General features: G+C 67.9%; 13 protein-coding genes. 4 read left to right on the forward strand and 9 right to left on the reverse strand.

Features of this window, described 5'->3' with window-relative positions:
• Positions 1 to 30: 30 nt before the first annotated feature.
• The 6 genes from AC0CH8_RS12755 to AC0CH8_RS12780 form a co-directional block, all read right to left on the reverse strand.
• The gene (locus AC0CH8_RS12755; protein ID WP_055848881.1) at positions 31 to 258 is read right to left on the reverse strand and encodes a F0F1 ATP synthase subunit C; all 228 of its coding nucleotides are present in this window, start codon (positions 256 to 258) and stop codon (positions 31 to 33) included.
• Positions 259 to 320: 62 nt separating this feature from the next.
• Entirely contained in the window at positions 321 to 1112 is a 792-nt protein-coding gene (locus AC0CH8_RS12760; RefSeq protein ID WP_204196840.1) for a F0F1 ATP synthase subunit A, read from the reverse strand.
• 31 nt (positions 1113 to 1143) lie between these two features.
• A complete protein-coding gene (locus tag AC0CH8_RS12765; RefSeq protein ID WP_465240221.1) occupies positions 1144 to 1464 on the reverse strand; it encodes an AtpZ/AtpI family protein in 321 nt (106 codons plus the stop codon).
• Positions 1465 to 1641: 177 nt separating this feature from the next.
• On the reverse strand, positions 1642 to 2013 hold the full coding sequence (locus AC0CH8_RS12770; RefSeq protein ID WP_465240222.1) for a YdbL family probable chaperone protein: 372 nt from the start codon (positions 2011 to 2013) through the stop codon (positions 1642 to 1644).
• Between the two features lies 1 nt (position 2014).
• Complete coding sequence (locus AC0CH8_RS12775; protein ID WP_465240223.1) at positions 2015 to 2197, reverse strand: YnbE family lipoprotein; 183 nt, start codon at positions 2195 to 2197, stop codon at positions 2015 to 2017.
• Positions 2198 to 2217: 20 nt separating this feature from the next.
• The gene (locus tag AC0CH8_RS12780; RefSeq protein ID WP_465240224.1) at positions 2218 to 5352 is read right to left on the reverse strand and encodes an intermembrane phospholipid transport YdbH family protein; all 3135 of its coding nucleotides are present in this window, start codon (positions 5350 to 5352) and stop codon (positions 2218 to 2220) included.
• 126 nt (positions 5353 to 5478) lie between these two features.
• On the opposite strand from AC0CH8_RS12780, the gene radC reads away from it, so the two are divergent.
• Positions 5479 to 6162, forward strand: coding sequence for a RadC family protein (gene radC / locus AC0CH8_RS12785; RefSeq protein WP_465240225.1), 684 nt, complete (start codon positions 5479 to 5481; stop codon positions 6160 to 6162).
• Positions 6163 to 6248: 86 nt separating this feature from the next.
• Here the strand turns inward: radC and AC0CH8_RS12790 are convergent, their stop codons facing one another.
• Positions 6249 to 6773, reverse strand: a complete 525-nt coding sequence (locus tag AC0CH8_RS12790; protein ID WP_465240226.1) for an EF-hand domain-containing protein — start codon at positions 6771 to 6773, stop codon at positions 6249 to 6251.
• A gap of 210 nt (positions 6774 to 6983) precedes the next feature.
• Here AC0CH8_RS12790 and purB point away from each other — a divergent pair, with 210 nt between their 5' ends.
• From purB to AC0CH8_RS12805, 3 genes are all read left to right on the forward strand, one after another.
• Positions 6984 to 8303 carry an adenylosuccinate lyase gene (gene purB / locus AC0CH8_RS12795; RefSeq protein WP_465240227.1) on the forward strand — a complete coding sequence of 440 codons (1320 nt, stop codon included), beginning with the start codon at positions 6984 to 6986 and terminating at the stop codon, positions 8301 to 8303.
• Between the two features lie 149 nt (positions 8304 to 8452).
• Entirely contained in the window at positions 8453 to 8719 is a 267-nt protein-coding gene (locus AC0CH8_RS12800; RefSeq protein ID WP_465240228.1) for a hypothetical protein, read from the forward strand.
• A complete protein-coding gene (locus AC0CH8_RS12805; RefSeq protein ID WP_465240229.1) occupies positions 8716 to 10266 on the forward strand; it encodes a methyl-accepting chemotaxis protein in 1551 nt (516 codons plus the stop codon). Before AC0CH8_RS12800 ends, AC0CH8_RS12805 begins: the two co-directional genes overlap by 4 nt.
• Before the next feature lie 6 nt (positions 10267 to 10272).
• Here the strand turns inward: AC0CH8_RS12805 and AC0CH8_RS12810 are convergent, their stop codons facing one another.
• Positions 10273 to 10815 (reverse strand): hypothetical protein, encoded by a 543-nt coding sequence (locus AC0CH8_RS12810; protein WP_465240230.1) that lies wholly within the window; start codon positions 10813 to 10815, stop codon positions 10273 to 10275.
• Positions 10816 to 11443: 628 nt separating this feature from the next.
• Positions 11444 to 12562 (reverse strand): molecular chaperone DnaJ, encoded by a 1119-nt coding sequence (dnaJ, locus tag AC0CH8_RS12815; protein WP_465240231.1) that lies wholly within the window; start codon positions 12560 to 12562, stop codon positions 11444 to 11446.
• Positions 12563 to 12589: the final 27 nt, after the last annotated feature.

Here is a 12589-nt window from a genome sequence, read left to right on the forward strand (position 1 = left end):
ACGATCCGCCCGGCGCGACATCCGGTGTTGTTAGGCGACGAACACCAGGATGATCATCGTCACGAACGCGAGCAGGCCGAGAAGCTCGGCGCCCGCGAAGCCGATGAACAGGCGACCCTGCTGGCTGTCGGCGGCACCCGGATTGCGCAGCGCGCCTTCCAGGAACTTTGCGAACACATTGCCCACGCCAAGCGAGGCGAGGCCCATGCCGATCGCCGCGAGGCCAGCGCCGATCATCTTTGCGGCATCAACGTCCATGATATTCACTCCAGTCAGATTAGGTCGGAAGTTAAGGCGGAAATTCAGCCCAACGCCGGCGATCAGTGCAGATTCACCGCATCGTTGAGGTACACGGAGGTCAAGAGCGCGAAGACATAGGCCTGAATGCCCGCGACCAACAGTTCGAGAAGCGTGATGCCGACCATCAGCGCGAAGCTGGGCAGCGACACCAGGGCGACATAGCCCGGCCCCATGTTGATGCCGTTGATGACGAACGCCGCCAGCACCTTGAGCAGGATATGCCCCGCGGTCATCGCGACGAACAGTCGCAGGCCCAGCGAGAAGGGGCGCACCAGAAAGCTCATCAGTTCGACGACGAAGATCAGCGGGATCATCACGACCGGCGTGCCGTGCGGCACGAACAACGAGAAGAAGTGGAAGCCGTGCTTGCCGAAACCGACGATCAGCACGATCGCGAAGCTGATGATCGCCAGCACGCCGGTGACGGTCAGGTGGCTGGTCACGGTGAACGGATGCACGCCGGGCACCACGCCGAACGGCAGCAGGCCCAGGATGTTCGCGAACAGGATGAACATGAACAGCGAGAAGACGTAGGGGATGAAGCGCTTGCCCGCCGGGCCGACGTTCGACACCAGCATCGCCGAGACGAAGCCGGTGAAACCCTCCACCGCCGCCTGCCAGCGACCGGGCACCAGCTCGCGCTTCATGCCGCCGATCATGAACGCCGCCAGCGACGCCAGCGTCACCACCATCCACAATGCGGAATTGGTGAACGACAGGTCGTAACCGCCCACCACCCAATGCGAGCCGGCCACCGGCTCGATCAGGAACTGGTGCATCGGATCGATCTTGCTGCCTTCTGCCGCCGCCACGTTCGCGCTCCACATACGACAAGCGCCCGGTTTATTCCGGGCGCTCGCCACCTATCCGAATAATTTGCCTGAAGGCGACCGCTATCCCGAGGAACAGCATCACGATCAGACCCCAGGGCGCGGTGCCGAACCAGCGGTCTATCAACCAGCCGATCAGCGCGCTGCCGACGAGACTCCCGATCAGGGCGGAGATGACGCGGTTGCCCTGGCTATAGCCCCGGTCCGTGTCCTGCTTCTTCACCCCCGACCGCGCCGCTTCGGTATCGCGCGCCTGACGCAGTCGCTCGTCGAGCGAAGTCAGTCGCGGATCCTCCGCCTTGCCGAAGTCCTGTCCGGAGTCGTCTTCCGCCACGCGCCATCCCCTGCCGGAAACCATCTTGGCCGAAACCAATGGCCTCAACAGGGGAGAAAACGCGCAAACGGCGAGCGACCCCGCCAAGGCGCGGCCCGTTTAGAAAGGGGGGGCGGGCAAGTCAACCGGGTTGGGCGGCGGCGGCCCCGTCTTCCTGACGCCCGCCAACCCGGATCGTCACAAGCAGCGTGGGTCGCGGTCCGGGGCGGCGGCGGTGCGGGTTTTCCACGCGCCGTCCGGGGCCTTGTACTTCTCGCCGGCGCCCGTCTGCGCGATGAGGTTGCAGCCGCTGGTGAAGGCGAGCTGCTCGACGGTCGCGCCGCTCGCCGTCGCCTTTTGCGTGTAGGCGGACTTGCGCTGGATATTGATGCTGTTGACCAGCGCGCGCAGATCGCCCGAGGCTGCGCCGACGATCCCGAGATACCCGTCCGGCTGCTCGCCGACCTGCCCCGCCGACCGTGCCGCGGCATAGGCGGGGTCGCGCTGCGCGGAGGCGGCGGTGGCGAGGCCGAGCGCCAGGCCGGCGGCAATAACGAACTTGGCGTTCATCTTAGAAAATCCCCGGGTTCTGCTGGATCAGCGACTTCGCATCGTTGTCGAGGCGATACACCACTTCCTGCGTCACGTTGATGTTGAGGTTGATCTCGATCGGCTTGTCGGGCGCGGTCACGTTGACGCAACCACCCGTCGCGCCGGTCGCGATCAGCAGGCTTAAAGTCGTGATCCTTCGCATCGTCGTCAACCTCGAACGGTTCATCGCATCGTCTCGCTTTCGGGGGTCTGAACGGGTGGGGTTGTCGCCGCCGGCCGCGAAGGCGTTACGGCGCGCTTGTTTTGCTCCTCCAGCAACGCCGGCAGGTTGCGCTGGATCAGCCGGCGCGGATCATAGAAGGACTGCGCCGAATCGAGCAGGCCGCGAAACGGCGCCTTGATGCGGATATTGAACACGAAGGGCAGCTTCTGGAGGCGGCGGATCAGGAAGTTCGACTTCGCCCCCGCCCCCTGGCTGATGCCGGCAAAGCGCACGTCGGTGACCATCTCGCCGGTCAGCGGGCCGTTCAGCACCAGCGACAGGCTGCGATATTTCAGCGACTTCAATGCCTGAAAAGCCAGGTTACCCCAGGTGCCCAGCTCCTGCTGCGACAGCGTGCCGACATAGGCGAGGCTGCCACCGCCCGGACGCGCGGACAGCCGGCCATTTTCGATCCGTCCGCCGCTCTGGTCGAACACCATCGGCAGGACGCCGTCGAACGTGCCGCTGGCGTCGATGTTCTGAAAATCGAACTGCTGGAGGAAGATGCCCGCACCCGCCCCGTCGACGCGAAAGGTCATGCGGCGCTGGCGGGCGGCGTCGAAGTCCAGCACGGTCGGGTCGAGCGTCAATGTGCCGCCCGCGAACGGCCAGCGTGCACCCTCCACCCCGACCCGAACGCCGCCGAGCAACTGGTACCGCACGGTGCCATCGGACACCGGAATGCCGGGATTGACCGTCTTCACCAGCGCGACCTGACCGGCCGGCGTATGCAGCCCGAGCAGGTCGTCGAACTCGATCGTGCCCGACAGGCCGGTGACGGGTCCGAATGCGACGGCCAGATCGAGTGCCTCGGTGGTGAAGCGACCGGTGCTGGTCACGCGCTGGGCGTTCCAGGCGATATGCCCGGCGCCACGCACATTGCCCCGCACCTCCGCGACGACGCCGAAGGTCAACGGAGTCAGCAGTTCGGGTTGAAACCCCTCGCGGAAGGACAGGTCGGGCATGGTCAGGTCCGCACTGCCCATACCGCTGGACAGGAGGTGACCGATACGGAGGTCCGCAACCCGCGTGCCGGTCGTCGGCTCGTGCAGCATAGCGGTCGCGGTGATCGCGCTGCCAGCCAGCCGGAGTGCGACACCACGCGCCTGCATCGGCCGGAACCGCGGGCTGTCGGTCTGCGCGTCCGACACCGTCAGCGCTCCCGTCAGGTCGAGCACGCCCCCCGTCAGCGCCCAGCGGCCGTCCGCTGCGGACAGGATCAGCGGCACCGCACCGATCTTTCCGCCTCCACCGGCGAATGTCCCCGCGACGCCGCCGTTTGCGATCGTACCCGACATTGTGGCGGCCTCGATCAGCGTCTGGCGATCCGGCGCGCCCAAGCGGGCTGCGACCTGCGTCAGCGTGAAGCCACGATCCGCCAGACCCAGCGCCGCGCCGCCGGTCGCCACGCGCAGCGGCGTTCCACCCAGCCGACCGGTGAGTTCGCTGGCGGCGAGACGCGCCCCGCCGGACATCTGCCCACCGCTGACGGTCACGAGCGCAGGCCCGGTCGGACATAGCGTCAGTCGCGCCGGGTCGAGGGTCAGCCCCGAGATGCGTAGCGCCCGCCACGCAAGTGGCGCACAGCCGGGGCCGACGACCAGCGTCCGACCGTTCCAGCCGGCGTCGAGCGGCAGCGACACGCCCTCGACCCGGCCATCGCCAAGTGGCCCGTCGAGCGTTGCCGTCGTCGCGATCCGCGTCGCGCCGCCGGGCGTGGCGGAGAAGGTGACCGGCGTCAGTTCCAGGCTGGCACCGTCGGCGGCGTAGCGTTCGACGCGCGCGGTTCCGCGGATCGCTGCGCCGGGGCCAGCTTGCGTCAGCGATACGCGCGCGCTCGGCAGGCCACCGCCACGGGTCGCGACGGTCCCGTTGAGCGTCAGGCCACGCGCATCGACGGAGACGACACCGTCGAGCGACATCCGCGCCCCGCTGGCGGACGACAGCGTCGCCCGACTGATGCGTATTGCGCCCGTGGCGGCGGCGAGATCGATGCTCAGCGCCATGTCCCGGTTCGCGCGCGCAACGGCGGTGGAAACGGCGCGGACGAGTGGAGCCACCGGCATGCCCGCCCCCGCCCCGCTCACATTCGGCAGCAGCGACGCGGCCAGGACTGCCCCGTCGGCTGCGACGCGTCCCTGAAACGCGAGACGGCGGCCGATGCCGTAATCGCCCGCGATCGTGACGCGCCGGGCGGTCACGCCGGGATGGCGCATCGCGGTGGCGGCAAGGTCCAGTCGGCCCTGCGTCAACGTCGCGTCGCCCGCGAAGCGCAGGCCGCCGGCGATCGACTGCGCGACGACCCCCTGCCCCCGCGTGACACCGGTCGCGAGACGGGCGGTGCCGGTCCAGCGATCGAGCGCCTTAGACAGGGTCAGGTCGATGTTCGCACCCGGCGTGGCGATCCGGGCTTGCCGGCAGTCCACCGCTTTCGCGCGCACCGGTCCGACGATGTGCGGACGGCCCCCGTCGATCGCCAGGCGCACGGCGGCGGTGGCTCCGGCAACGCTGCACCCCCCGGCAGCGAGCGTCGGAGCGACGGCGGCGACGGTGCCGCGGAACCCGTCGTCCAGCTTCCCGCGCCCGGCGATCTTCAGGCCCAGCAGTCCGGCCGGCGTTTCCAGCCGCAGGCGCGCATCCGCCACCTCGATGTCGAGCGCCGGCAGCGTGAAGGGCTGTCCGCTCGGACCGGCGGGCAACAGGCGATCGATCGCGCCGAGCGACAGGCGACCGTCGATCAGGCGTCCCCGCATACGGACCCGCCCCGCCCGGACGCCGTCGAGGCGAACGCCGGACAATCCGATTTCCGTTCGCGTCTCGATCCAGTCGGCGACGAGGTCGGGATCGGCCGGGTCGCCGATGACGACATCGGTCAGCCGCTGCCGTCCAAGACCCAGATCGGCGATCGTGTAGGTCGCCGGCACGCCCGCGGCGGCGAGTTCGCGATCGACGAAGCGGCCCGCGATCGGGCGGCGCTCGACCCAGAGCAGGATCAGGCCAGCGATGGCGACGAGCGCCAATGCGATCGCGGCGCGGCGGCGGGTGGAGCGGCGACGGATCGGTAAGGGGGGAACGGCGTCGTTGTCGTCCTCCACGTATCCGTCGCTCCGTTCGCGGTCAGCAGGTGTTCCTAGAGAAGGAACCGGAGTGGGACAACGGCAATGCGGCCGGTTCCTGACTCATGTTGAACTTACGCTTTCATCGGTGATAGCCAGTGGCGCATGGCGGAGCCCGAACCCCATGACGCCAGTGGCCACCGCGCTCGCCTGCGCGGGCGGTTGCTAACCGATGCCAATGGGCTGCTCGATCACGAGATCGTCGAATATCTGCTCGCGCTGGCGCTGCCCCGACGCGATACCAAGCCGCTGGCAAAGGCGCTGCTGCGCGAGTTCGGCGGGCTGGGCGGACTGTTCGCGGCGGAGAGCGAGGCGCTGCTGCGCATCGACGGCATGGGCGAAACCAGCGCCGCGGCGATCCGCATCGCGCAGGCGGCCGCGACGCGGCTGCTGGCGGCGAACGTCGCGGCGCGGCCGGTGCTCGGCAATTGGCAGGCGCTGCTCGACTATCTGCGCGCGGACATGGCGCATCACGGCGTCGAGCGCTTTCGCGTGCTGCATCTGAACACTCGCAACATCCTGATCCGCGACGAGATCATGAGCAAGGGATCGGTCGACCAGACCGCCGTCTATGTCCGAGAGGTGATCCGGCGCGCGATCGACCTGGGGTCCGCGTCGCTGATCCTCGTCCATAATCACCCGTCCGGCGATCCGTCGCCCAGTCGCGCGGATATCGACGTCACCCGCGCGATCATGGAGGTTGGCAAGCGGCTGAACATCGCCGTGCACGACCACGTCATCATCGGCACGAGCGGGCATGCGTCGCTACGGGCGCAGGGCCTGATCTGACGGAGCCGAAAAGCCAAACGCCGCCGGGAGGGGGACCCGGCGGCGTCGGCTGCTAACCTACGCCGAAGCGTAGGGCGGCTGGAGGATTACGACTGGCCCTGCGCCAGGAAACCCGTCACCTCGGTCTTGTCGAGGCTGCTGTTCTTGTTCTTGTCGGCCTGCGCGAACGCCGCTCCGACCCACTTCTTGGTGGCCGGGCTGTCGGCCTTCGTCGCCGGATCGCTCGCGGTCTTCAGCGCCACCATCCAAGACGAGAACTCGACCTTGTCGAGCTTGCCATCGGCGTTCTTGTCGTACTGCGCGAATTGCGTGTCGACCGCCTGCGCGACCTGATCGCCCTGCGCGGCACCCGGCGTTCCCGTCGCATCGGCCACCGCCGGCTGGGCGGGATCGGCTGGAGTCGCCGGTGCCGGCTGTGCCTGCGCCGTCGTAGCCGGCGCCGTCTGCATCGGCGCAGACTGACCGGTCGTCGCCTGATCGGCTCCAGTCGTCGCAGACGTCGTCGGCGCTGCCGGGTTGGCGGTCGTGGTCTGCGCCGGCGGTGTCGCCGTCTGCGCCAGTACCGGAGCCGCCATAGTCATCGCACTTGCGAGGAAGATCGTACGGATCATTGATATTCTCCTTCCGAATTACGACCGGCACCCTTGGATAGACCATGATGCCGACGTTGTGATCTCTGTTTGCTACAACCGTTATTTAAGAACCCGGTTCCGCAGGCGCAAGTTTGCTGGCGGCCGGCACGGATGCTAGGGCACGCGAATCCGCGGGTTTGCCGCGAATTCCCACGATGACTCGTGGCCTTGTCAGGACGAACGCCAGCCATGATCCCACGCTATTCCCGCGCGCCGATGACCGCGATCTGGACTCCCGAAGCCCGGTTCCGCATCTGGTTCGAGATCGAGGCGCATGCGACCGACGCGCTGGCCGAACTGGGCGTCGTGCCCAAAGCGGCCGCAGCCCGCATCTGGGAGGCGGATGCCGCCGCCGGCCCGTTCGATGTCGAACGGATCGACGCGATCGAGGCGGAAACGAAGCACGACGTCATCGCCTTCCTGACGCATGTGTCGGAGCGCACCGGGCCGGAGGCGCGCTTCCTGCATCAGGGGATGACGTCGTCCGACGTGCTCGACACGTGCCTCGCGGTCCAGCTGGCGCGCGCCGCTGATATCCTGCTGGCCGATATCGACGCGCTGCTGCTGGTGCTGAAGCGCCGCGCAATCGAGCACAAGCTGACGCCGACGATCGGCCGCAGCCACGGCATCCACGCCGAACCGGTGACGTTCGGGCTGAAGCTGGTGCAGGCCTATGCCGAATTCAATCGCAATCGTGCGCGGCTGGTGGCGGCGCGGGCGGACGTCGCGACCTGCGCGATCTCCGGCGCGGTCGGCACCTTCGCCAACATCGATCCGTTCGTCGAAAGCTATGTCGCGGAGAAGATGGGCCTTACCGTCGAGCCGGTGTCGACGCAGGTGATCCCGCGCGACCGGCACGCGATGTTCTTCGCGACATTGGGCGTCATCGCGGGCTCGATCGAGCGACTGGCGACCGAGATCCGCCATTTGCAGCGGACCGAAGTGCTGGAGGCGGAGGAGTATTTCTCCCCCGGCCAGAAGGGGTCGTCGGCGATGCCGCACAAGCGCAACCCGGTGCTGACCGAAAACCTGACCGGCCTCGCCCGCATGGTCCGCGGCTATGTCACGCCCGCGCTGGAGAATGTCGCGCTGTGGCATGAGCGCGACATCAGCCATTCTTCGGTCGAGCGCTATATCGGCCCCGACGCCACGATCACGCTCGACTTCGCGCTGGCGCGGCTGACCGGGGTGATGGACAAGCTGGTCGTCTATCCGGAGCGCATGGCGAAGAACCTGCACAAGATGGGCGGGCTCGTCCATTCGCAGCGCGTGCTGCTGGCGCTGACGCAGGCGGGCGTCAGCCGCGAGGACGCGTACCGGCTGGTGCAGCGTAATGCGATGAAGGTGTGGGAGTCGGACGGCGCGCTGTCGCTGCTCGAACTGCTCCAGGCCGACCCCGAGGTCGCCGCGGCCCTGTCGCAGGACGAGATCGCGTCGCGCTTCGACCTCGCTTACCATTACAAGCATGTCGACACGATCTTCGCGCGGGTATTCGGGACCGCTGATTGATAGCCCAAGGACGCCGGCCCCGGGCCGGCATCCTCAACCCTTTCAGCCGGATATTGGGGTCGTCGGGGTTTTCCTAACCCCGAATTAACGGTTTCGGAGGCATCCTCCGGGGCATGTCGCCAGCGATTTCCCATCCCTATCGCCTCGTCTTGTTCCAAGGCGCGGCGGTCGTCATGTTGCTGGGCGGCAGCGTCCTGATGCCGCCGGCGGAAGGCGCGATGCTGCTGGTGCCGCTGACGGCAGAGCGGGCTGCCACGATCGTCGACCTCGCGCTGGATCACGGTGCGCGCATCGGCGGGCTCGGCCCCCTCCCCGGTACGCTGATCGTGCGCGGCGAACGCGCGCGACTGTTTCGGCCCTTGCTGGCGAGCGGCGTACTCGCCGTCGCGGCGCCCGCAATCTGGTGCGGCCGATGATGTCCCGGGAAACGCCGGAGGAGGTGCTCGACCTCGCCCCGCTGCGGCTGCACGGCATCCGCATGATCGTGATCGCGGGTTGGGGCGCAACCGTCATACTGGCGCTGCTGGGCTTGGCGGTCGGCAGCACGCTGACCCTGCCGGTGACGATCGCCGGGATCGCCATCAACGCCGCGCCGACCCTGATCCTGCACCACCGCCGGCACGATCTGCCCGCCCGTCTGACCGTCGCGACGCTGGCGGCGGCGCATCCGGCGCTGCTGGTGATGATGCTGACCGGGCATGCCTGGCAGATGGACGGGCATATGTATTTCTTCGTCGCGCTCGCGGCGTTGACGCTGCTGTGCGACTGGCGGCCCCTGCTGCTCGCATCCGGGCTGATCCTCGTCCACCATCTGATCGGCGAGTGGGTCATGCCGCAATGGGTGTTCGCCGATCAGGCCGGCATCGGTCGCGTGCTGTTCCACGGGACGGCCGTGCTGTTGCAGTTCACGGCGCTCAGCTACATCACCGCGCAATTGCGCCGCCTGTTGAAAAACCGGCGCGAGGTGCAGGGCGAGAGCCGCCGGCTGACCGAGGCGGCGATCGCCGGCCGCACCGAAACCCAGCGCGCACTGGACGCCGCCCATGCCGCGGAGCAGCGCGCACAGGCCGAGACCGCCCGTCGCGAAGCCGCAGAACGTACCGCCGCGGAGACACGCCGCACCGAACTGGTCGCGCTGGCGGACGGCTTTCGCCGGTCGATCGCGGGCGTGGTGGAGACGATGGGTACCGCCTGCACCGACCTCGACGCCTCGGCCAAGGCGCTGCACCAGCTGGCGCAACAGACCAGCCGCGATGCCGCCGGGACAGCCAATACCGTCAGCGAATCGTCACGCAGCGCGGCGCGCCTGGCGGAGCGAGTCCACGATCTCAGCCGCTCGATTGCGACGATCAGCGGATCGGTCGAACGTCAGGCCAGCCTGAGCGGCGCGGCACGCGGGCTCAGCAACACCGGCCATCAGGCGGTCGATGCCCTCGTCTCGCGCACCGCCACCGTCGGCGGCTTCGCCGACACGATCAGCGCGATCGCCGGGCAGACCAACCTGCTCGCGCTGAATGCCACGATCGAGGCGGCCCGTGCCGGCGAAGTCGGCCGCGGCTTTGCAATCGTCGCGGGGGAGGTGAAACTGCTCGCCGGCCAGACCACGGGCGCGACCGACCAGATTCGATCGCTGGCCGGGTCGATCGCCGGGGGCGCGGGCGAGGCGCGCGAGGCGCTGGCCGCGATCGGCCGCACCGTCGACGACGTCGCCGACGTGGCGGAAACGATCCGCGCCGAAGTCGCCCGCCAGCGCGACACCGCCGACCTGATCGAAGAGGCCGCCGACACCGCCGCAGGCGGCGCCGACGCGCTGAGCCACGAATTCTCGGGTATCGTCCGCATGGCCGGCGACACCGAGACTTTGTCCGATCGCGTCGCCCGCGCCGCCAGCAGCCTCAGCAGCGTCGCGGCGCGTCTGCAGGACGAAGCTGATGGTTTCGTCCGGCGGCTAACCGCGGCCTGACCTTCGTCAGACGGTACCTGGCTGGAAGCTCTGCCGCTCGATCGCGATCGCCTGCTTGCCGGCGTCGCTGGCGAGGCCGGGGATGTACAATTGTATGATCGGCGACGCGCCCAGGATGTTCGCCACCGCCACGGTCGGCCCGACTTTCGCCACCGGCACGCCGGCACCGCGATAGGCCATCAGCGGCGCCACGACCTGAGCCTGGATCACGACGTGCAGGTTGTTCCATTCGGCGGGCACGTAGCAAAGTTGCCGAAAGATGGTGTTCAGGTCCGTCGCGGCGGCGCGGCTGATCGTCGCCAGTCGCTGATACTGCCCCCATTCCATCCACCATTTACCTTGCGCTGCTAGGCTGGGACGGGAACTGCCGTCGAACCGGACGATCCGCGTTCCCACCGGCAGCGTCACCGCGTCGGGACTATCCATCCCGCCAACCGGCCGCGGTTCCGCCGCGCCATAACGATGCTCGATCGCCTGCCGGAGAGAGATACCTGTGGCATCCGCCAGCGTATCGTTTGCCTTGAACCACCGCTCGTTCGCCGCGCCCATGTGATCTTCCCCCGAATTGCTGAGTCGAACCTAGCGTATCCGATCCGAATGACGTGCGAACGTCTTAACTGCTCTACATGCATTCCGTGCAATCGCAGCGGTAAGTTACGAAATTGCGCAACGTAGCAATGATCGCCATCTATCGCTTGCCGGATATATCTCCGGCAGCGGAGACTCAACCATGCGTATGTTCGAAACCGTGACCAGCTCCTTGCTGGTGATCGCGGTACAGGCGCTGGTGGTCGGGGTGGTCGTTTCCACCTTCTGATCCATCGGCCAGCCGCCCTCTCGGGAGAGGGGGCGGGCAGGCTGCCCTCTGCGCCCGTTCCGATTGCACGCCTCAAAGTTCGGACTCGCTTCTCCTCTCCCTGAGAAGGAGGGAGTAAAGAAATGCGGCTCGCCGTCGAGGCGACCTGACGCAACGCCCAACGGCATCCCGCCGGCTTCTCTCCGCCCTGACAGGGAGGGGTCGGGGGTGGGTCGGGGGCTCGCGATACGGCACCGGCCGCGCACCGGGTGACGTATCGCCCGGCCTCCACCCACCCCCGGCCCCTCCCTCAAAGGGAGGGAAGCGAAGACGGTGTAGCGCCTCCCCAAAGATCGCCCGCGGGCCCGCCCGTCCGGTGACCTATTCCGCCGCGAAAACACCCTTCAGCTTCGCGAAGAAGCCCTGGCTTTCCGGACATTCGTCGCCGGTTTCCGTCTCGCGGAACATCTCCAGCAGTTCGCGCTGGCGAACTGACAGCTTGGTCGGCGTCTCGACCTCGATCTGGACGACGAGGTCGCCGGCACCGCGGCCCTGCAGCACGGGCATGCCCGCGCCGCGTTGCCGCAACTGCTTGCCGGACTGGATGCCTGCCGGGATCTTCACCTCGTGCGTGCGGCCGTCGAGGCCGGGGATCGCCAGCGATCCGCCGAGCGCTGCGGTGGTGAAGCTGATCGGCGCGCGCGCGAACAGCGTCGTTCCCTCGCGCTCGAACAGCGAGTGCCGCTTCACGTGCAGGAAGATGTAGAGGTCGCCCGGCGGCACGCCGCGCGCTCCCGCCTCACCTTCGCCGGTCAGGCGGATGCGCGTGCCCTCGTCGACACCGGCCGGTACGTTGACCGACAGCGTCTTGGTCTTGTCCACGCGGCCTTCGCCGCGGCAATCGCCGCACGGGTCGGCGATGACCTGACCCGATCCCTGACACACCGGGCAGGCGCGCTCGACCACGAAGAAGCCCTGCTGCGCGCGAACCTTTCCGTGGCCGTTGCACTGGCGACAGGTGGCGGCGTGGGTGCCCGGCTTCGCGCCCGATCCGTGGCAGGTGTCGCACGGCGCGGAGACGTCGACGGTGATCTCTGTCTCATGACCGTGGAACGCCTGTTCCAGCGTGACTTCCATGTCATAGCGGAGGTCGGCACCGCGCCGAGCCTGCTGGCGACCGCCACGACCGCCGCCCATGAATTCGCCGAACACGCTTTCGAAGATGTCGGAAAAGCCGCCAAAATCCTGAGCGCCGCCGCCACCGCCGCCCTGCTGGAATGCGGCATGGCCGAAGCGATCATAGGCCGCGCGCTTCTGCGGGTCCTTCAGAACGTCATAGGCCTCGGACACCGCCTTGAAGCGCGCCTCCGAATCCTTGCACCCGGCATTCTTGTCCGGATGATACTTCATGGCGAGCTTCCGGTACGCCGTCTTCAGCGTCCCCGCATCGGCGGTGCGCTCGCATTCGAGCAGCTCGTAATAGTCGACCTGGGTACTCATCACTGCCCCTCGACCAACCCGCCGTCA

The organism is Sphingomonas sp. AC435 (assembly GCF_979253005.1).